Source organism: Chlorobium ferrooxidans DSM 13031 (assembly GCF_000168715.1).
GTDB lineage: Bacteria > Bacteroidota > Chlorobiia > Chlorobiales > Chlorobiaceae > Chlorobium > Chlorobium ferrooxidans.
The window spans coordinates 273,270-291,181 of the sequence record NZ_AASE01000001.1; the positions used below are offsets into that span (position 1 = coordinate 273,270).

Annotated in this window: 22 protein-coding genes and 1 tRNA gene; 11 read left to right on the forward strand and 12 right to left on the reverse strand. The window is 50.1% G+C overall.

Annotated elements, in window-relative coordinates; translation table 11 throughout:
* Positions 1-128: 128 nt before the first annotated feature.
* Genes CFERDRAFT_RS01280 through CFERDRAFT_RS01290 form a run of 3 tightly spaced genes read right to left on the reverse strand, consistent with a single transcriptional unit; the run spans position 129 to position 2,094 of the window.
* Positions 129-422 (reverse strand): DUF167 domain-containing protein, encoded by a 294-nt coding sequence (locus CFERDRAFT_RS01280; protein ID WP_006365422.1) that lies wholly within the window; start codon positions 420-422, stop codon positions 129-131.
* Between the two features lie 7 nt (positions 423-429).
* Positions 430-717: an Asp-tRNA(Asn)/Glu-tRNA(Gln) amidotransferase subunit GatC gene (gene gatC / locus CFERDRAFT_RS01285; protein ID WP_006365366.1), complete on the reverse strand. Its 288-nt coding sequence runs from the start codon at positions 715-717 to the stop codon at positions 430-432.
* A gap of 33 nt (positions 718-750) precedes the next feature.
* The gene (locus CFERDRAFT_RS01290) at positions 751-2,094 is read right to left on the reverse strand and encodes a citrate synthase (RefSeq protein WP_006365367.1); all 1,344 of its coding nucleotides are present in this window, start codon (positions 2,092-2,094) and stop codon (positions 751-753) included.
* A gap of 185 nt (positions 2,095-2,279) precedes the next feature.
* On the opposite strand from CFERDRAFT_RS01290, the gene CFERDRAFT_RS01295 reads away from it, so the two are divergent.
* Positions 2,280-2,354, forward strand: a tRNA-Asp gene (locus CFERDRAFT_RS01295).
* A gap of 58 nt (positions 2,355-2,412) precedes the next feature.
* On the opposite strand, the gene CFERDRAFT_RS01300 is transcribed toward CFERDRAFT_RS01295, so the two are convergent.
* Together CFERDRAFT_RS01300 and CFERDRAFT_RS01305 are read right to left on the reverse strand one after the other, a co-directional pair.
* Entirely contained in the window at positions 2,413-3,156 is a 744-nt protein-coding gene (locus CFERDRAFT_RS01300) for an NYN domain-containing protein (RefSeq protein WP_006365368.1), read from the reverse strand.
* Positions 3,157-3,208: 52 nt separating this feature from the next.
* Positions 3,209-3,415, reverse strand: a complete 207-nt coding sequence (locus CFERDRAFT_RS01305; protein ID WP_006365423.1) for a heavy-metal-associated domain-containing protein — start codon at positions 3,413-3,415, stop codon at positions 3,209-3,211.
* Positions 3,416-3,594: 179 nt separating this feature from the next.
* On the opposite strand from CFERDRAFT_RS01305, the gene CFERDRAFT_RS01310 reads away from it, so the two are divergent.
* The 3 genes from CFERDRAFT_RS01310 to menD all read left to right on the forward strand — a co-directional run bounded on the left by CFERDRAFT_RS01310 (position 3,595) and on the right by menD (position 7,527).
* The gene (locus tag CFERDRAFT_RS01310) at positions 3,595-4,212 is read left to right on the forward strand and encodes a tetratricopeptide repeat protein (RefSeq protein ID WP_006365369.1); all 618 of its coding nucleotides are present in this window, start codon (positions 3,595-3,597) and stop codon (positions 4,210-4,212) included.
* 139 nt (positions 4,213-4,351) lie between these two features.
* Positions 4,352-5,776 carry an isochorismate synthase gene (locus tag CFERDRAFT_RS01315; RefSeq protein ID WP_006365370.1) on the forward strand — a complete coding sequence of 475 codons (1,425 nt, stop codon included), beginning with the start codon at positions 4,352-4,354 and terminating at the stop codon, positions 5,774-5,776.
* Complete coding sequence (menD, locus tag CFERDRAFT_RS01320; protein WP_006365371.1) at positions 5,773-7,527, forward strand: 2-succinyl-5-enolpyruvyl-6-hydroxy-3-cyclohexene-1-carboxylic-acid synthase; 1,755 nt, start codon at positions 5,773-5,775, stop codon at positions 7,525-7,527. The genes CFERDRAFT_RS01315 and menD overlap by 4 nt, the downstream gene beginning before the upstream one ends.
* A gap of 53 nt (positions 7,528-7,580) precedes the next feature.
* On the opposite strand, the gene CFERDRAFT_RS12260 is transcribed toward menD, so the two are convergent.
* Both CFERDRAFT_RS12260 and CFERDRAFT_RS01325 read right to left on the reverse strand, forming a co-directional pair.
* On the reverse strand, positions 7,581-7,796 hold the full coding sequence (locus CFERDRAFT_RS12260; protein ID WP_156777953.1) for a hypothetical protein: 216 nt from the start codon (positions 7,794-7,796) through the stop codon (positions 7,581-7,583).
* A 167-nt stretch (positions 7,797-7,963) separates the two neighbouring features.
* Positions 7,964-8,818 carry a UbiA family prenyltransferase gene (locus CFERDRAFT_RS01325; protein ID WP_006365372.1) on the reverse strand — a complete coding sequence of 285 codons (855 nt, stop codon included), beginning with the start codon at positions 8,816-8,818 and terminating at the stop codon, positions 7,964-7,966.
* A gap of 209 nt (positions 8,819-9,027) precedes the next feature.
* On the opposite strand from CFERDRAFT_RS01325, the gene CFERDRAFT_RS01330 reads away from it, so the two are divergent.
* Genes CFERDRAFT_RS01330 through CFERDRAFT_RS01340 form a run of 3 tightly spaced genes read left to right on the forward strand, consistent with a single transcriptional unit; the run spans position 9,028 to position 9,810 of the window.
* Entirely contained in the window at positions 9,028-9,228 is a 201-nt protein-coding gene (locus CFERDRAFT_RS01330; RefSeq protein ID WP_040432876.1) for a hypothetical protein, read from the forward strand.
* Positions 9,215-9,487 (forward strand): type II toxin-antitoxin system RelE family toxin, encoded by a 273-nt coding sequence (locus CFERDRAFT_RS12670; RefSeq protein ID WP_006365424.1) that lies wholly within the window; start codon positions 9,215-9,217, stop codon positions 9,485-9,487. The genes CFERDRAFT_RS01330 and CFERDRAFT_RS12670 overlap by 14 nt, the downstream gene beginning before the upstream one ends.
* A gap of 44 nt (positions 9,488-9,531) precedes the next feature.
* Entirely contained in the window at positions 9,532-9,810 is a 279-nt protein-coding gene (locus tag CFERDRAFT_RS01340) for a DUF2442 domain-containing protein (RefSeq protein WP_232209723.1), read from the forward strand.
* Between the two features lie 56 nt (positions 9,811-9,866).
* On the opposite strand, the gene CFERDRAFT_RS01345 is transcribed toward CFERDRAFT_RS01340, so the two are convergent.
* Positions 9,867-10,151, reverse strand: a complete 285-nt coding sequence (locus tag CFERDRAFT_RS01345) for a carboxypeptidase-like regulatory domain-containing protein (RefSeq protein WP_040432840.1) — start codon at positions 10,149-10,151, stop codon at positions 9,867-9,869.
* A 483-nt stretch (positions 10,152-10,634) separates the two neighbouring features.
* On the opposite strand from CFERDRAFT_RS01345, the gene menH reads away from it, so the two are divergent.
* From menH to menE, 4 genes are read left to right on the forward strand one after another with little or no spacing between them, the layout of a single operon-like run.
* A complete protein-coding gene (gene menH / locus CFERDRAFT_RS01350) occupies positions 10,635-11,432 on the forward strand; it encodes a 2-succinyl-6-hydroxy-2,4-cyclohexadiene-1-carboxylate synthase (protein WP_040432877.1) in 798 nt (265 codons plus the stop codon).
* Position 11,433: 1 nt separating this feature from the next.
* On the forward strand, positions 11,434-12,255 hold the full coding sequence (gene menB / locus CFERDRAFT_RS01355) for a 1,4-dihydroxy-2-naphthoyl-CoA synthase (protein ID WP_006365375.1): 822 nt from the start codon (positions 11,434-11,436) through the stop codon (positions 12,253-12,255).
* Entirely contained in the window at positions 12,252-13,325 is a 1,074-nt protein-coding gene (menC, locus tag CFERDRAFT_RS01360) for an o-succinylbenzoate synthase (RefSeq protein ID WP_006365376.1), read from the forward strand. Before menB ends, menC begins: the two co-directional genes overlap by 4 nt.
* Positions 13,313-14,752: an o-succinylbenzoate--CoA ligase gene (menE, locus tag CFERDRAFT_RS01365; protein WP_006365377.1), complete on the forward strand. Its 1,440-nt coding sequence runs from the start codon at positions 13,313-13,315 to the stop codon at positions 14,750-14,752. The genes menC and menE overlap by 13 nt, the downstream gene beginning before the upstream one ends.
* Positions 14,753-14,765: 13 nt before the next feature.
* Here the strand turns inward: menE and CFERDRAFT_RS01370 are convergent, their stop codons facing one another.
* From CFERDRAFT_RS01370 to CFERDRAFT_RS01385, 4 genes are read right to left on the reverse strand one after another with little or no spacing between them, the layout of a single operon-like run.
* Positions 14,766-15,311: a hypothetical protein gene (locus CFERDRAFT_RS01370; protein ID WP_006365378.1), complete on the reverse strand. Its 546-nt coding sequence runs from the start codon at positions 15,309-15,311 to the stop codon at positions 14,766-14,768.
* Positions 15,312-15,316: 5 nt separating this feature from the next.
* Positions 15,317-16,063 (reverse strand): 4-hydroxy-tetrahydrodipicolinate reductase, encoded by a 747-nt coding sequence (gene dapB / locus CFERDRAFT_RS01375; protein WP_006365379.1) that lies wholly within the window; start codon positions 16,061-16,063, stop codon positions 15,317-15,319.
* Positions 16,064-16,121: 58 nt separating this feature from the next.
* The gene (locus CFERDRAFT_RS01380; protein WP_006365380.1) at positions 16,122-17,009 is read right to left on the reverse strand and encodes a ParB/RepB/Spo0J family partition protein; all 888 of its coding nucleotides are present in this window, start codon (positions 17,007-17,009) and stop codon (positions 16,122-16,124) included.
* A gap of 27 nt (positions 17,010-17,036) precedes the next feature.
* The gene (locus tag CFERDRAFT_RS01385; RefSeq protein WP_006365381.1) at positions 17,037-17,834 is read right to left on the reverse strand and encodes a ParA family protein; all 798 of its coding nucleotides are present in this window, start codon (positions 17,832-17,834) and stop codon (positions 17,037-17,039) included.
* Positions 17,835-17,912 lie beyond the last annotated feature (78 nt).

Genomic DNA, 17,912 nt, shown 5'->3' on the forward strand with positions numbered 1-17,912 from the left:
GGTCGGGATCAAAATCCTTTCCCGGCCCCGCCAGCATCGGGACTGCGCTACCGATATTTCGCCCCTCCGGGGCTGGAACATCGAATCGCTCACGACAAGTAAAACAGGTGCCAATATTTTTTAAGCTTTTACTCATAAGCATTGAACGCCAAAGCCGCAGCTTCAACTGTGACCCCATCCAGCATCACGGTTTTTGTCCGGGAACTCTTCCCGGCAATAATATGCACCCGGGAGGGGGGAATATGGAACACTTTTGAAAAGAGGTCACAACACTCCCTGTTGGCGGCATCATCCACAGGAGCAGCTTTCAGACTCACCTTCAATCCTCCGTTATAGAGACCGCATACCCTGCTTTTCGATGACCGGGGCTGTGCCTTGACGACAAAAACCGCACTTCCGTTTTTTTCGCGAAGCTCAACCATTGCAGGGTTACCCGATAACCTTGGGTACTTTGAAAAAACGATCCTGTCTCTGAGGAGCATTCTTCAGTATAGCCTCCGATGAGAGCGGCTGAAGTTCAACATCCTCACGGAGTACATTTATCTGGTCATGGATGCTGCTGAGCGGCTCAACACCTTCAGTATCAACTTCATTGAGCTTCTCGATATAGTGAAGAATGTTGTTGAGCTCGCTGGTCATGACAATCGTCTCCTCTTCATTGAATCTGAGGCGTGCCAGATCGGCGATATAGGCAACATCTTTGGACGTAACCGACATAATATATTTGGTCGAAAATGTGATAAAAAACCTTTACAGTCTGCAGATCCCTATTTTCTGCTCATCCAGTCTGTTTTTCGGGCGCATCTCCATCGGTACAAAATCCCGCGCGTCCTCTCCGAGGTAGATCTGACGGGGTCTCGCAATTTTCTGTTCAGGATCCTTAACCTGCTCGATCCACTGTGAAAGCCATCCGGGTATCCTTCCGATAGCAAAGAGAACCGGAAACATATCCATCGGAAATCCCATCGCCTGGTAGATCAGACCGGAATAAAAATCCACATTCGGATAGAGCTTCCGGTTTATAAAATATTCATCCTCAAGCGCAATTCTCTCCAGCTCAAGAGCAATATCGAGCAGAGGGCTGCGACCGGTCTCTTCAAAAACCTGGAAAGCGATATCCTTGATAATTTTTGCCCTTGGATCATAATTTTTATACACCCTGTGGCCAAATCCCATAAGACGGCCCTCCCCGCTCTTGACCGATGCAATAAAGTCCGGAACCTTGTCAACCGATCCGATTTTCAGCAGCATGTGGATTACCGCCTCGTTTGCTCCGCCATGCAATGGCCCGTAAAGTGCCGCACAACCGGCAGCAATTGCCGTATAGGGATCGACTCCGGAACTGGCTACAGCGCGGACGGCATTGGTGGAACAGTTCTGTTCATGATCAGCATGAAGGATAAAGAGCACATCAAGAGCACGTTCAAGCACCGGATTGGGCTTGTAGTGTATTTCCGTCATCTTGAACATCATGGAGAGAAAATTGCCGGTATAGCTCAACTCATTATCAGGCAGAACATAGGGAAACCCGAGACTGTGACGGAAGCTCATTGCCGCCAGCGTGGGTATCTTGCCTATAAGACGCCGCACCTGGAGTTTACGGGACTCTTCATTGCCGATATCCTTCGCATCACGATAAAAAGTAGAGAGCGCGCCGACTGTGCCGACAAGAATCCCCATCGGATGAGCATCGTAGCGGAAGCCGTCCATGAACTTGACCAGATTGGCATGGGTCATGGTATGATGGCGGATATTGTAGGTCCATACCGCGAGCCTCTCCTTGTCTGGAAGCTCACCCTTGATAAGAAGGTATGAGGTTTCCAGAAAATGGCTGTGCTCTGCAAGCTGTTCGATTGGATAGCCTCGATAACGCAAAATACCTTTATCACCATCAATGTAGGTAATACGGCTTTTGCAGGATGCTGTATTTAAAAAACCGGGGTCATAGCCCAAAAGCCCGAAATCCTCAGCAGAAACCTGTATCTGACGAAGATCCATAGTATTGATGGTACCGTTCTCAACCGGAAGTTCATAGGTTTTTCCGGTCCTGTTATCAGTAACGGTCAGGGAATTTCTTGGGTCTGTAACGGCCATATTGATACCAATCTTGTTGATTGAAGATTACACGTAACAAAAATCAGAAACCATGCTGAAAGTGTTAAAAAACAAAGAAGTGCAGAAACATTTCTCCTTTTTCCGAACTCAATATAAACAGAAAAAAAACGAAAATACTTTTTGGATTTTAGGGGCGTGCTCTATACATTTACAACTCTTTGAATGGAGCTGTAGCTCAGTTTGGTTAGAGCGCCTGCCTGTCACGCAGGAGGTCGCGGGTTCGAGCCCCGTCAGCTCCGCAGATACACACAAAAAAAGGCTTCACTCCGGTGAGGCCTTTTTTTGTGCTCGATATACTCATCCTTTTTTGCGCTTGTCACGCACATAGATAGCCCTCGACTGTCCGTTTCCGAGAACCCTCTCATCAAAATCAAACAGCTTTGTTGCTTCCAGCAACTCTCCAAGCCTGATATAACCGTAGTTTCGAGGATCAAACTCCGGAGACTGCTTTGCGATGTTGCCGCCTGTCGTTGCAAGATGCGCCCAGCCGCTCTCATCAGAGGAGGCTTCAACTGCATTTCTCAGTAACCGGACCAGACGGGTATCCTGTTTAAGCTCAGCCATCGACTTGCGCGCAATCGGTTCGTTTTCATTGAGTTTCAGGCGAAGAACCTCCGTATAGATGAACTTATCACAAGCGGAAACAAAAGGGCCCGGAGTTTTTTTCTCTCCGAATCCGTAGACCGTCAGTCCGGACTCCCTGATCCGCGAGGCCAGTTTGGTAAAATCACTGTCACTTGACACAATGCAGAACCCCTGAAATTTGCCGGTATACAAAAGATCCATGGCATCAATAATCATGGCACTGTCTGTGGCATTTTTCCCTTTGGTATAGCCGAACTGCTGGATCGGCTGGATGGAAAACTCAAGAAGTACCTCCTTCCATCCCCGCAGTGCTGTAGTCGTCCAGTCGCCGTATATTCTTTTGACATTTGCCGTTCCGTACTTGGCAACCTCAGCAAGCAAACCTTCAATAATTGCCGGCTGGGTATTATCCGCATCAATTAGAACCGCAAGTCGTTCCGTTTTTTCGACTGCCATCTCACACTCCTTTCTTTTTTTCCGATAGATGCACAATGTTTCCGACAGCTCGTTACGCCTTAACCGTAAAGCCCTCTGCCCGGATAGTTTCCGTTATTGCAGCAAGAGTGACCTTTAACGGATCGCACTCAACCGTAACCCTGCCTGTAGTGTGAGATGCCTCGGCTTCCAGAACACCGTCAAGCTCTTCAAGGGCCTCCTTGATGAGCATCTCACAACCGCTGCAGCTCATGCCGCTTACCTCTAAATCATGTTTCATGGCTCTTTTATTTCATATGATTACCGGAATGCTCAACCGATCAGATCCAAACCGTCCAAAGAATCCTGACCGCTCAAGTTACGGACACTGCCTGCAATTCTGAAATATTTCAGCCAAATCAGAAACGCATCCAAATCATGATTGGCAGATCATTCATCAAGTGATTATATTGAATTACTATGACTCCTTCACTACCCTATTCAAGGTCCGGACTGTCTCGCTTCATTGCTTGCGCTCTGCTGGCCAGCCTTACCATTTTGACATCCTGCAACCGTAAATCGGATGAAATTGCAAATCTGCAGCAGCAGGTATGGAAAAATCCTCAGGATGCCGGAGGTTTTATGCTTCTCGGCAACGCTCTGGCCCGCAAACAGCGTTATAATGAAGCAACCGAAGCATTCAAAAATGCTCTGGCCATAAACCCCGGACTTGATCATGCAGAACAGGCTCTGGGAACGATCGCTTTCAATCAGAAAAACTATGCCGGCGCTCTGGGATATTTTCAGAAACACCTTGAACGCGCGCCAAAAGACTCGATGCGTCTTTATGATGTCGGCAATGTCTATATGCAGATGCAGCAGTATGATAAAGCTTCCTCGGCATACAGTGATGCCATAGATAACAGCGAAGCATTTGCAGAGGCCCACTACAATCTTGCAATCTGCTATATTCATACCGGCAGAAGGGCTGAAGCCGAGGCGATTTATGAATGGCTTCTTGTGAAAAACAATTATCTTGCCGTCTCGCTGCAGCGCCATTTCAATAAGGAAAAATCGGGTAGTAGTGAAAAACGGTAACCGGATTTATTTTCAAACTGGCACCGATTTTCCTTCGTTTTTTTTATTTCAGGAAACTGATATTGATAACTTGTTGTACTGTTTGCTTCTGGAAGCATGAAACAAACATATTAGAGCGTTATAATGCCGACAAACGCATATGATGAGTGAGCATTACCATACCATTACACCTTCAGCGGAACTCCTGTCTATCGAAAAGGCTGTTGCAAGCCTGAAAACTGCTTTAAGCCTTTACGATGACAAGCTTGATGCGGGCAGAGATCACAAGAACCATCTTGTAACCTTCTCGCAGCCAGTTCTTCCTGCAGACCTGCCCGTATGGCTCTCTGTGCAGACGATATATCCCAGAGTGTTCTGGATGAACCGTGAAAAGGATTATGCTGTAGCCGGAATCGGCATTGCTGACACCATTACGTATGACGGAGAAGGCAATAACGACGAGATGTTCAGGCAGTTCGAACGCTCCATAGCCCGCACAACTCCTCAAGCACGCTATTTCGGAGGGTTCCACTTCAACAACAGCGAGAGACAGGATCCGATCTGGAAGGAGTTTTCCTCCTTCTCTTTTGTACTGCCACTTGTCCAGCTGACATTCGAGAACGAACACTACTCCCTTTCATGCCATCTCTGGCTTGAGCAGGGTGATGATGTCATAACAAAAATCCGTGAGCTGACCGAAGTGCTTGACCGGGTAGTAACCAACACCGACTGCTCTGCGTCAAAACTCCCGGAACTGCTCAACATCTCCTATAATCCGGATGAAACCCGATGGATTGAGCTTTGCAGAAAAGCGCTCCGGACGTTTACCAGCGGAGAGATGGAGAAGATAATGCTTGCACGGCAGACAATACTTGAGTTCAGTACGACACTCTCTCCGCTCCTCTTCCTGCTTCGCTATCCCTATCCGGAAAATGCGATCTACAGGTTCTACTTTGAGCCGGCTGAAAACCGGGCATTTTTCAGCTTTTCACCCGAACGGCTCTATCGCAGAAAAGGCAACCAGCTCCTGACTGAAGCGCTTGCCGGAACCTGTTCTAAAGAGATGATCAAAGGCGGTGACCATCACGCTTCGGAGGCACTCCTGAATTCAGAAAAAGATATCCGCGAGCATAACTTTGTCAGGGCGATGATCTATGAAGACCTCTTTCCGATATGCAGAGAGATTGACATGGAGGAGGATGTCTGTGTCATGCAGTTGAACCGCCTTGCGCACCTCTATACCCGCTGCTCGGCAACACTCAAGCCTGAATTCGAAAATGACAGCGATGTACTGAAACGCCTCCATCCAACTCCGGCTGTCGGCGGCGTCCCGAAGGAGCCCGCACTTCAGCATATCATGGAACTCGAACCCTTCAGCCGGGGCTGGTATGCCGCACCTGTCGGCTGGATCAGCCGTGATGCCGCTGAATTTTCCGTAGCCATCCGCTCGGCGCTTGTCAACGGACGCTTCACCTATCTCTACTCCGGTGCCGGACTGGTAACCGGATCGGATCCCCTCTCTGAATGGAACGAGGTTGATCAGAAAATCGGCGACATCCTGACTATAACCCGTCAGGAAGCATGAACAACCGCCAGATCACCACACTGTGGAGCAGCATCATCATTGAAGAGCTGATCCGGCAGGGTGCTGATTTTTTCTGCATCTCACCCGGTTCACGATCAACGCCGCTCACGGCTGCCGTTGCCGGAAACCTGAAAGCCCGGTGGAAAATCTTTCCGGATGAACGCTCTGCGGCATTCTTTGCGCTCGGCCATGCCAGAGCTACCGGAAAACCGGCTGTTCTCATCTGCACATCGGGCACCGCCGTAGCCAACTATTTCCCTGCTGTTGTTGAGGCATCCATGGACTCTCAGCCGATGATAGTGCTCTCTGCCGACCGCCCCTTCGAACTGCTTGAATGCGGAGCAAACCAGACCATCCGCCAGGAGAACATTTTCGGCAGTTATACCCGGTGGCACATGCAGCTCCCGGTTCCGTCAACGGAACTGCCACCGAAAGCCCTGCTCTCCACAGTTGCCTATGCCATTGCGAAAGCTGTCGGTTCACCTCCGGGGCCGGTTCACCTGAACCAGCCGTTCCGGGAGCCGCTGGAACCGGAAGCTCCCGATCCGAAAGATCCCTGGCTCAACCCTCTGCATGAGTGGCAGGAAAGCTCAGAACCGTCAAGCCGCTCACTCTTTGCGGAAAAGCGACCGGATATTGAAGCGCTCTCGATACTGCGTGGAGTGCTTGCAAAAGCTGACCGACCTCTCATTATTGCCGGAAGCATGCAGCGCGCCGAAGAGTCGGAAGCGGTTACCGAACTTGCTCTTGATCTTCAGATACCGCTCTACGGCGATCTCTCTTCAGGAGTTCGCCTGATGAACACAACACTTCCCTGGCAGCAGGCCTTTGCAACTCCGGAATTCACAGAGCGATTCAAACCCGATCTGGTTCTCCATTTCGGCGGTCGCCTGATCGCAAAGCACCCGGCAGCCGCAATCCGGAATTGGAGTCCCAAAAACTATATCGTTATCAGACCCGATGCCGAGCGCTACTCCCCTGACCACAACGTAACCCTGAGCATTGAGCGTTCGATTCTCCTGACCGCCAAGGCTCTCAAGGGGTGCCGCTCTGCCGCTTCCGGAATCAATATGGGGCAGGCCGAAACATTCTTCCGCTACGCAGGAGAAGCCATTGATGGTGAAACCACCGGCACCCTTCCGGTAACAGAAATTTCCGCTGCGAGACTGGTTTCAACGCTGATAAGCAGCAGCCAGCGACTCTTCCTTTCAAACAGCATGCCGGTCCGCGATATGGACAGCTTCGCATGCAACATTCAGACCGAATGCGTCATAACCGGCATCAACCGCGGAGCAAGCGGGATTGACGGCATTATCTCAACCGCAGCTGGATTTGCCTCAGGCGGACAAAAGCCGGTAACGCTCCTGATCGGCGATATCGCCTTTCTGCACGATCTGAATGCACTTGCACTGCTCGGTTCCATGGACGTTCCCCTGCAGATCATTGTGCTGAACAACAACGGCGGAGGCATCTTCTCGTTCCTGCCGGTATCAGCGTGCAAGGAGATCTTTGAAACCCACTTCGCCACCCCGCAGAATTACAGCATCAAATCCGCCGCCGAAACCTTCGGTGTGGAGTACGCAAATCCGCACACCAACGACGAGTTCATCGCCGCCTACAAAAAAGCTTCCACCAGCACCCGGAGTACCGTGATAGAGGTCAACGGCACAAGAGAGGATAATCTGCTCCGCCACCGCTCACTCCAGGCAAAAATCAACACCCTCGCCGCCGAACATCTTACCGGGCTGTAAGTGGGTGGCTCAAAGCTGCCCTAAACCATTGACGTTCAGGATATACCATCCCTTTAGCAATGAAAATCTTTACCCGTACAGCCATTGCCCTGACAGGTCACACTATATGTAATCCCGCACGCACAAGTACCACTTAAAGTTATTGGAGATTGAATACCACCAGCTTTGTGACCACAACTTGCGATCCAACGTCCGCATCCTGAATTAACGCCTTTTCCCTGTTCGATTCTTGGTTTCTCTTCGTTCTGCTCTTTCGGCTTTTCAACCATAACTTATCTCCTTTTATTGTTTGTTATAGAGGTTGATTATGCATACAAATCTTGTTCATCCTTAAAATATTACGTATTATTTACGCAAATAAACACTAAAAATTGACGTAAGTCAAATGATCAAATAAATATCCTGATCATTGAACCATTTTTCAGGATAAAGTTCATCAGTTAACCACAAGCCGGATAATGATAAAGGCCACTATCATTACTGAACCGCTGAGATAGATACGGCGGATATCATTGATCCGGTCAGGTATCCGGGGATTCAGAAGACGTCTTGCGGAATAGATAATGACCGCATCAAAGATGACAATTGGTGGCAGATAAAACCATTCAAGCCAGCCGAAAATAAACGGAAGGGCACTTCCAGCGATGACGATTCCAAAAATGGCTGCTGCAATTTTCATTGTTCTCTCCGGGCCGAAACGAACAGCCAGTGAACGCGACCCGGTTTTACGGTCACCCTCAACATCCAGAGCATCCGCGGCGATCTCTTCTCCAAGGTCAACAATCATGGTAGTGAGTGCAAGAAACCAGACTATTTTTTCATAGGGCTGTCCAACAGTAATCCCTCCGAACACAAAGGACATTCCCACAGAAAAACCCACGATGAGATTGCCGATCAATCCGGACTTCTTGAGCCTCCAGTTGTAGAGAAAACCTGCCACCCAGACAATACAAACAACAAAAAAGGCCTCCACACCAATCATCAAGCCGGAAAGGAAACCGAGGAGCGCAACAACAGTGGCAAGAAGAATCGCTTCAGTTTTCGTAACAACACCGGAAGGGAGTGGACGGGAGGGAGCATTGATCCGATCAGTCTCGATATCAAAACAGTCGTTAAGAATGAGGGCGGTCGCCGAAATAAAGAAAATAGTCAGAAAGCCATATGCCGCCTGACGAAAAGACGGGAGGGATCCAAGTGCAAGAAGTTCGGCAAGAAGTGCACAGGCACCTGCGGAGCAGGAGAGTTCAAAACGAAAGAGCCGAAACAGCCCGATTAGTTTTGACTTGGTCATTGCATGGAAGCATAAATGACAAATCACCCGGTAAAACCCTATTCACAATACCTTCAGCGTACGACGGATACGTGAAACTACCAAACAACCTTTCTGCTACGCTCTTTAGTGACAAACTAAATCTGAACCGATATTGTTATATTACGGCAATAAACATAGTCAATGCAAAGGGTGAATTCCCCTGTTTTCAACATTTCAAACCATTATCAATGCCAAAGATTGAGAACATTGACGCGGAATACGTAACCGACAAAAACGGGGTCAAAAAATCGGTTATTCTACCCCTGGACGATTTTTATGAGTTACTTGAAGAGCTTGAAGACATGGCTGCTGTTGCTGAGCGCAAGGATGAACCAACAATCTCTCATGAGCAACTTGTTGAAGATCTGAAGAAAAATGCGTTGCTATAGCATTCATTGGAAAAAATCTGCTGTTAAAGAGTTGAAAAAGCTTGACAAAGGGATTATTCCTGAAATTGTGAACTCCGTAAATGATCTTGCAGTTGACCCATTACCTCCTGGCTGTAAAAAGATGCGAGGGTCATTGCAAACCTACAGAATTCGTAAAGGCGAGTACAGGATTATCTATTCAATCGAGCATGAACAACTCATTATTCATGTCATAAGGGTTGAACATCGCAAAGACATTTATGAAAAGTTCAATCCTTGAGAGAAAACAGAACATATAGTTTATCCCCTTTCTCCATGTGGAACATGAACGACATCATACAGGTCACCTATAAAGATGGGTATGTTTACCATATCCTCTTTGATAACGGCGTAGGTGGCGATATTGATTTTACCGAATATCTCTCGAAAGGTCCGGTTTTTGAGCCGTTAAAGGAGATGGCCTTTTTCCGGAAAGCATCAATTGAAGGAGGAACAATCTCCTGGCCGAATGGCGCAGATATTGCGCCTGAAACACTCTACAACAAAATTCTGCGTACACAAAGCGATATCAATCCTCAGCACCTGCTTTCTCACTCTGCGTAACTCTTCTTATGGCTTACCGCCATTGAGCAGAGGGCTGCTCAACAAAAAAATCAACCCTAAGATTTATCCTCAACCTGAATAATACGTAATTTACCGGAATCCTCTCGCTGAATAACAAATTTTGGATTTTTCCCCTTGAACTCAACGATATGTTTTTCAGGTTTTAATCTTATTACTGGAAACACTGTGATTTGAAAAAAACCGCATTCCGGTAGTTGAACGCCTTGAGGAAGCGACGAAAATGAAAATTCACCAGATTCGTTCGTCTCTGAACAAACAATTGGTTGATCATCAGGCTCAAGCTCAACATAAATCTCTGCTCCAGGTACAGGCTCTCCCATAATTGTTTCACTTTTTAAGAGTTTATCACACAAGTAACTTTGAAACTAGTTCACCAAACTCTACCCATAGAAATAATATAAAGTAAATATGCTCATTATCCGACAATTTATCGTCAATAATACATCAGCACAATATTTACTTTTAGCATAAATTTGCAGCTTTATAGAGTCCTCTCCTACCAACGCCGGCATCTTTGCAATCTCTATCATAACAAGAATTTGCGCTACGTCTGGGCGGCAAACAGTTTCACTGTTTTCGCACAAAACATCCGGATCGCGATAGCACCGCAATCTGCGAGACTAAAAGAAAAAGATGGGTAAGGTGGCTATTTTTTTACTAACAACATGTCGCTCCTCTGGAGCTTGAAAACAACATCAAGAAAAAATGGTAAGTTTATCAACAAGTTCAATAAAAAATCTCTCGTCAAAGAGCACTATCCATATCAAAACAGAAGTACAAGGGAATCTAAAGTACAGTTAGTTATGAACGTCCCCTCATTGGTTATCGGAGACCCGGATTTGCCGGGGATTGTGTTTTTGCACGGGTTTCTCGGGTCGGGGAGCGACTGGCTGGCTGTCGCACGGGAGCTTGAACGGGAGTACTGCCCGGTGCTGGTGGACCTTCCGGGACATGGAGAAACGCCTATACCCAAAGAGGGCAACCCTGAGCTGTTTTTTATGGAGACCGTCGATGCTCTGGCTGCGGAGCTGAGGCGTTCGGTGGCGGCTCCCTCTTTTCTCGTGGGTTACTCCATGGGGGGGCGTGTGGCGCTTGCCCTCATGCTCCGCCACCCTGATCTTTTTGCAAAAGCGGTTATTGTTTCAGCCTCCCCCGGCCTCAGAACCGAAGAGGAGCGGGCTGCCCGCCGCAAAAGCGATGAAGGGGTTGCCCGGAAAATCGAGAAGAATTTTGAGGGATTCATTCAGGCCTGGTATGAGCAGCCACTCTTTGCAACTCTGAAAAATCATCCGCTCTTTCACGAAATTGAGCGCGAACGGAAAATCAACAATCCCGGAAACCTCGCTTCAGCGCTCAGGCTCCTCGGAACCGGAGAACAGACCTCACTCTGGGATGCACTGGCGCAAAACAGGGTGCCGACCCAATTTTTTGCCGGTGAAAAAGACCTTAAATTCGTTGAGATTGGGCGCCAAATGGTTAATTTATGCCCTGACTCCACGCTTGAGATCTTTTCCGGCTGCGGCCATACGCTGCACATTGAAAACCGGGAGCTGTTTCTCGACCGCCTGAAAACATTTTTCAACAAGCAACAACCATCCTGATATGAGCGCTGTAAACTGGATACCGGCCGGTGAATTTACCGACATTCTCTACCATAAAGCCGAAGGGATCGCCAAAATCACCATTAACCGCCCTGAAAGACGCAATGCATTCCGCCCGCAGACGGTTGACGAGATGATTGAGGCCCTTCAGAACGCCCGCAATGACCAGGAGATCGGCGTCATCATCCTGACCGGTCAGGGCGACCTGGCCTTCTGCTCGGGAGGCGACCAGAAAATAAGGGGAAACGCCGGTTATGATGACGGCAAAGGGGTGAACAAGCTCAACGTGCTCGACTTCCAGCGTGACATCCGCACCTGCCCGAAACCGGTCATCGCCATGGTTGCAGGCTACTCAATCGGTGGCGGTCATGTGCTGCATATGCTCTGCGACCTTACCATTGCGGCTGAAAATGCCATCTTCGGCCAGACCGGCCCGAAAGTCGGCTCATTTGACGGAGGATGGGGTGCAAGCTACATGGCCCGCCTTGTTGGCCAGAAAAAAGCCCGTGAGATCTGGTATCTCTGCCGCCAGTACAATGCTGCAGAAGCCCTTGCCATGGGCCTCGTCAACACCGTTGTACCGCTCGATCAACTTGAAGAGGAGACGGTTAAATGGTGCCGTGAAATCCTTGCCAACTCACCGATGGCCATCCGCTGCCTGAAGGCTGCGCTGAATGCCGACTGCGATGGCCAGGCCGGACTGCAGGAGCTGGCCGGAAATGCCACCATGCTTTACTATATGAGTGAAGAGGGACAGGAGGGCAGAAACGCGTTTGTTGAAAAACGCAAGCCTGACTTCAGCAGATTCCCCAAAAGACCATGAGAGCCTCACATGTAACCCTCTACCGGTATAGCATACCCTTTACGGAACCGGTAACCGTCAAAGGAGTCCGGCTGTTGCAGCGGGAAGGTATTATCATCGGCCTCACAAGCCGGGAAAGCAGCAGGGTTGCCTACGGCGAGATTGCTCCGCTTCCAGGTCTGCACCGAGAGCTTTTTCAGTCCGCAGAAGCCCAGTTGATTGAGGTGCTTGCCAAACATAACTTTGCCGCATCCGGGATTATGCAGGAGCAGCTCTACCCTTCGGTGCGAACCGGTCTTGAGATGGCTATGATCAACCTTGAAACCGCCGACAAGGGTGGCCGTTCCGCATTTTCCCCTTTGTCCGGGAGCGCAAAACAGGTTCCGCTCAACGCCCTGCTCTTCGGCGATACAGCAAAAATCATTGAGCGGGCAGAGCTGCTGTTCAATGTTGGATACCGGACATTCAAGCTCAAGATCACTGCCGGAAAAACCGACGATGCCCTGCGGAGCCTTGAAGCGCTGCACCGTACCTTTGGCCGGCAGATCGAACTGCGTCTTGATGCCAATCAGTCGCTTATGATGGATGAAGCTCTCGATTTTGCCCGAAGCGCTCCTGCCGGCAGCATTGAATATATCGAAGAGCCGCTTCAGGATGCTGAACTGATCGGGGAGTTTCATGCAAAAACAGGACTCTACTCCGCACTTGATGAAACGCTCTGGCAGAAACCCGAGATGCTCAGCCATATTCCGGTGGCCGCTCTGAAAGCGCTCATCCTCAAGCCGAACCGTCTCGGGGGAATCTCTGTGGCTCTGCATTTTGCCCGGTATGCCCAGGAAAACAGGCTGAAAGCCGTATTCAGCTCGGCTTTCGAGAGCGGTGTCAGTCTAAGCTTCTACACCATGCTTGCCGCCTCTCTGTCAACCGAACCTGCTGCATGCGGCCTTGACACATTCCGCTACCTTGAGTATGACCTGCTTGAGAGCCCGTTCGGCACTGAAAACGGAGTGCTTGACGCAGAAGCGCTCTATCTCGGCGGACAGAAAGTCAATGAGCATTTGCTCAAACGAACCTCTCTATGGACCTTGTAGGCCGGGCCGCGAAACTTTTCGGCAGCGCTCCTGCAATCATGATGAAGGGAAAAAGCCTCTCATTCCTGGAGTGTGATGAGAGGGCCCGGCAGATTGCCGGGCTGCTCTGCAAGGATGGATTTCGGGCAGGCGACATTATCGCGCTGCTCTCGGTAAATACCCCCGAACTGGTCATCACCCTGCTTGGTCTGCTGAAAGCCGGAATGATTGCCGCTCCGCTTAACTGCCGGTTTCCCGAAGAGCTGATCCGGAATACCTTACAGAACCTTCGCCCGAAACTGCTGCTGACCGGCAGCTCTGCTCAACTCCTTTACTCCGGATGCAGAACATCGCCGCTCACCTCACTGCTTGAAGATGCCTCGCCCCTGACCGCTGCGGAGAGCATGGTGCCACCCGAAGAGATGTCGCGCCCGGTTACCATTATTCATACCTCGGCCAGCTCGGGAAAAGCAAAAGCCGCCCTGCACACCTTTGCCAATCACTGGTACAGTGCTCTCGGCTCCGAAGAGAACCTCCCTTTCGGACCCGGAGATTGCTGGCTGCTCTCACTCCCGCTCTATCACATCGGGGGTTACGCCCTGCTTTTCAGAGCATTTGTTTCAGGTGGATGCCTTGCGATTGCAGAACCCGATGAGCCGCTTGCAAGCTCACTCGGGAACTTCCCGCTTACCCATATCTCGCTGGTGCCGACTCAACTCTACCGCCTGCTGGCCCAAAGCGAAAGCGCCCTGCGCCTGAGCCGACTGAAAGCTCTGCTGCTTGGCGGCAGCTCTGCTCCGAAGTCACTGCTTGAGGAGAGTCTACGGCAGCATATCCCCCTCTATCTGAGCTACGGCTCAACCGAGATGAGCTCACAGATTGCCACTACTCCAGGACCGATACTTAGCCCGGAGCAGAACAGTGGAAAAGTACTTCCCTACAGAGAGATACGCAAAGCGGAAGATGGGGAACTGCTGGTCAGGGGAGCAACCCTTTTTTCCGGTTACCTTACGGAGAGGGGCATCCAGCCGCAAACCGACAGCGAAGGATGGTTTCACACCAGCGATATCGGCACGCTCTCTGAAGAGGGAGTGGTGGCGGTAATCGGACGCAAGGACAACATGTTTATCTCCGGAGGTGAGAACATTCACCCCGAAGAGATAGAACAAGCGCTGATACTGATTGATGGAATCCGCGAAGCGGTTGTTGTACCGGTGCCCGATTGTGAATATGGCAAGCGGCCGGTGGCATTCATTGAGAGTGAAGGGGAAAACGCTCCCGATGATGGAGCTATCAGCCTTGCGATAAACTCGGCCGTCGGTAAACTTAAAAGCCCTGTACGGTACTTTCGGGTAGAAGCGTGGAGAACCCTCCCGGGTTCACAGAAGATAGACAGGGGGTGGTACAAAAAGCAAGCTCTACCAATATCCCGCTCCTCCGGAGCTTAAAACAACCTTTCCGTCACCCTTTTTTTGCTTTGCGCTTGAGCCTGAGCACGGCATAAGCAGCACCAAGACCGGTCATGGGGGCATAAAACGCTCCCGAAAAAGCCATATTCATCAGCAGCTCCCTGAAACTCAGCTTGACCGGCGCCAAAGCAAGCTTCTCTGCCGTTACAAGTGCCTGTACCTGATCCTGTAGTTCAGGCTTCCCCTTTGCCATTTCAAGTGCCCAGTCGATGATCAGCGAGAGGCTTTCTGCTCCGGGGCGGTAGTTGAACTGCTGCATGAGCAGAAAGGTTACGCTCTCGGAAAGCACCCCGCCCGCCATACCGGCAACACATCCCAGAAAAAAGGCTTCGCTGTAGGGTAGACGGACCTGAAAACGGAGAATGGTGTGGTTAAGCGCAATCGTACCGGCAAGAAAAACCCCGGCAAAGAGAAAAACATTCAGCAGGGTAAGATAGGGTACCGTTGTTGTCAGGAGAATGATCGCAGCACCAAGAAGAACCGTATAGAGCTTTCCTGAAAATGAGAGGGCACTTTGCGTTGAACTGTCGGCAGCCATAGAGTTCAGGAGAGCTTTTCGTTTAAAAAATCATCCATGGTATAAAAACCCGGAGTTGTTCTGTGACGCCCTGCAAGCCACTCGGCAGCTTCAACCGATCCGGAGGCAAACCCTGCACGGCTTTTGGCCGTATGGGAGATCACGATCTCATCCAGCTCGGAATCAATAAAGGCGGAGTGCTTGCCGAAAACTGTACCAAGCCGTATTGCCGCAACGTGCAGCTCTTCGGGAGCAAGTTTCCGCTCATCCGACAGCTCCCGCACAACCGTTGTTTTCCGCCGGTTCGCCTCAAGAATCATATCTGCTGCCCTGAGCGCTGTTCCACTTGGAAAATCAGCCTTTCCGGTATGGTGCTGTTCAGCAAAAGCGATATCGAACTGAGGAAACGGAGAGATCAGCCGGGCAGCTTCGCGAACGGTTCGGAGAAAGATGTTGACCCCGAGTGAAAAATTGGACGACCAGAGCAGCGAAGCCCCGGCATCGGAGACCTGGCTTCTGACCGTTTCGCGAACATCGTCCCAGCCGGTGGTACCGACAACAACCGGCACACCCGAAGAGAGGATGGCAGGCAGATTAAGCAGAAAAGCATCCCTTACGGTAAAATCTATGATGGCATCGCTTCCGCGAAACAGCTCGGGAGTAATCGGAGTATCGATATCAATGACTGCGGCTATTTCGTGCCGGCCCGACTGACCGATCACCTGCGCAACCTGTGTTCCCATTCTGCCGTTGCCTACAAGGGTAAACCTCATGATCAGTGTTCTGTTGAATAGTTGTCTATCAAACCAGTGTAGCAGTACATAGTGACGACTACTCGTGATTCAGAATTTCAAGCACCCTGTCGAGATCATCATTGGAGAAATACTGGATATGAATCTCTCCCTTGCCCCCCTTCTTTTCGACTATGCGAACCTTGGTTGCAAGCTTGTCTCTCAGATGTGACTCCAGTTGGGTAATATGCAAAGAGCGGTCAGGAGAGGTGGCCTGTGCCGGTTTGGACTGCTCCTTGAACATGCGGTTCACCAGCGTCTCTGTCTGGCGAACAGAAAGCTCATGACTGAGTACCTGCTTCCAGACCTTCAGCTGCTGCTGCTCGCCGGGGAGATTGATAAGCGCCCTGGCATGGCCCGACGAGATCTCCCGGTTGCGTATGCTGTCCTGAATCTGGAGGGGCAGTTTGAGAAGACGAAGAAAATTACTGACCGTGGAGCGGTTTTTTCCCACTTTCTGGGCAATCTCGTCCTGTGTCAGACGGCACTTTGTGGTGAGGCTTTTCAGGGCAAGAGCAACCTCGATGGCATTGAGATCCTCACGCTGGATATTCTCGATCAAAGCCAGCTCCAGCTTGCTTGAATCATCATGTGCCTCGATAACATAAGCGGGAATAAACTTGAACCCGGCCAGTGTAACTGCCCTGAGGCGCCGCTCTCCGCTGATAAGCTGATACCCCTCCCCGTCACGGCAGACCGTAACCGGCTGTATGACACCGTTTTCAATAATGGAGTTCTTCAGCTCTTCAAGGGCTGTTTCATCAAACTCCTTTCGGGGCTGAAACGGATTTGCCCGGATTTTCTCAATCGGCAGGCTGCCAATGGATCCGTCCCGGGCAAGCTCCTCCGGCTCCTCCCTGGAACCCGAATCAAATCCCTCATCCGGAATAAGTGCTTTCAGACCTCTTCCCAATGCATTTTTAGACATATCACCCCGCCAGCTTGCCCTGGTCAGCTACCGCTGCCGGACTTTAAATTTTTTAATATTTCCATCCCGTTCAAATATCTCCTGAGCCAGATCGAGATAATCTTTCGACCCGATACTCTGTGCGTCATAGAGCAGAGCCGGCTTGCCATGGCTCGGAGCTTCGGAAAGCCTTACATTCCTTCGGATATAGGTTCGGTAGACCTTCTCCTTGAAAAACTTTTTGACCTCTTCAGCCACCTGTGTAGCCAGACGAAGCCGCGAATCATACATGGTCACCAGAACCCCTTCAATTTCAAGCTTCGGGTTCAGGTGCTTGCGTACAATGCTGATGGTGTTGAGCAGCTTCCCCAGCCCCTCAAGGGCATAATATTCTGCCTGGACCGGTATCAGCACCGAATCGGCAGCCGTAAGCGAATTAAGGGTAATCAGACCAAGCGAGGGTGGACAGTCGATAATAATGTAGTCATAAAGAGAGCGGACACCCTTGAGTGCTTTCTGCATCACATACTCGCGCTCCCGCATGTTCACCAGTTCAACCTCCATACCGACAAGGTTGACGTTGGACGGCAGTACATCAAGATACTCCAGACTGGACTGCTTGATGGCATCCTGTATGTTGCCCCCCTTTACCATAACCTGATAGAAGGTGTTATCAATCTCGTCACCGGTCTCAATGCCAAAACCTGATGTAGCATTAGCCTGGGGATCGATGTCGATCAGCAACGTCTTAAACTCAGAAATAGCAATTGAGGCAGCTATATTAACGGCAGTGGTTGTCTTTCCAACCCCACCCTTCTGGTTTGCAATCGCAATAACTCTGCCCATGTACTAACCAGGGAAATTTACAGCAGTTGAAGTTCAGTCATGAATTGATACATTATAATACATACATGAACTATTACA

Coding starts and splice junctions, on each gene's coding strand:
- CFERDRAFT_RS01280 (WP_006365422.1), bottom strand. CDS start 422: ATGGTTGAGCTTCGCGAAAAAAACGGAAGTGCGGTTTTTGTCGTCAAG.
- gatC (WP_006365366.1), bottom strand. CDS start 717: ATGTCGGTTACGTCCAAAGATGTTGCCTATATCGCCGATCTGGCACGC.
- CFERDRAFT_RS01290 (WP_006365367.1), bottom strand. CDS start 2,094: ATGGCCGTTACAGACCCAAGAAATTCCCTGACCGTTACTGATAACAGG.
- CFERDRAFT_RS01300 (WP_006365368.1), bottom strand. CDS start 3,156: ATGGCAGTCGAAAAAACGGAACGACTTGCGGTTCTAATTGATGCGGAT.
- CFERDRAFT_RS01305 (WP_006365423.1), bottom strand. CDS start 3,415: ATGAAACATGATTTAGAGGTAAGCGGCATGAGCTGCAGCGGTTGTGAG.
- CFERDRAFT_RS01310 (WP_006365369.1), top strand. CDS start 3,595: ATGACTCCTTCACTACCCTATTCAAGGTCCGGACTGTCTCGCTTCATT.
- CFERDRAFT_RS01315 (WP_006365370.1), top strand. CDS start 4,352: ATGATGAGTGAGCATTACCATACCATTACACCTTCAGCGGAACTCCTG.
- menD (WP_006365371.1), top strand. CDS start 5,773: ATGAACAACCGCCAGATCACCACACTGTGGAGCAGCATCATCATTGAA.
- CFERDRAFT_RS12260 (WP_156777953.1), bottom strand. CDS start 7,796: ATGGTTGAAAAGCCGAAAGAGCAGAACGAAGAGAAACCAAGAATCGAA.
- CFERDRAFT_RS01325 (WP_006365372.1), bottom strand. CDS start 8,818: ATGACCAAGTCAAAACTAATCGGGCTGTTTCGGCTCTTTCGTTTTGAA.
- CFERDRAFT_RS01330 (WP_040432876.1), top strand. CDS start 9,028: ATGCCAAAGATTGAGAACATTGACGCGGAATACGTAACCGACAAAAAC.
- CFERDRAFT_RS12670 (WP_006365424.1), top strand. CDS start 9,215: ATGCGTTGCTATAGCATTCATTGGAAAAAATCTGCTGTTAAAGAGTTG.
- CFERDRAFT_RS01340 (WP_232209723.1), top strand. CDS start 9,532: ATGAACGACATCATACAGGTCACCTATAAAGATGGGTATGTTTACCAT.
- CFERDRAFT_RS01345 (WP_040432840.1), bottom strand. CDS start 10,151: ATGGGAGAGCCTGTACCTGGAGCAGAGATTTATGTTGAGCTTGAGCCT.
- menH (WP_040432877.1), top strand. CDS start 10,635: ATGAACGTCCCCTCATTGGTTATCGGAGACCCGGATTTGCCGGGGATT.
- menB (WP_006365375.1), top strand. CDS start 11,434: ATGAGCGCTGTAAACTGGATACCGGCCGGTGAATTTACCGACATTCTC.
- menC (WP_006365376.1), top strand. CDS start 12,252: ATGAGAGCCTCACATGTAACCCTCTACCGGTATAGCATACCCTTTACG.
- menE (WP_006365377.1), top strand. CDS start 13,313: ATGGACCTTGTAGGCCGGGCCGCGAAACTTTTCGGCAGCGCTCCTGCA.
- CFERDRAFT_RS01370 (WP_006365378.1), bottom strand. CDS start 15,311: ATGGCTGCCGACAGTTCAACGCAAAGTGCCCTCTCATTTTCAGGAAAG.
- dapB (WP_006365379.1), bottom strand. CDS start 16,063: ATGAGGTTTACCCTTGTAGGCAACGGCAGAATGGGAACACAGGTTGCG.
- CFERDRAFT_RS01380 (WP_006365380.1), bottom strand. CDS start 17,009: ATGTCTAAAAATGCATTGGGAAGAGGTCTGAAAGCACTTATTCCGGAT.
- CFERDRAFT_RS01385 (WP_006365381.1), bottom strand. CDS start 17,834: ATGGGCAGAGTTATTGCGATTGCAAACCAGAAGGGTGGGGTTGGAAAG.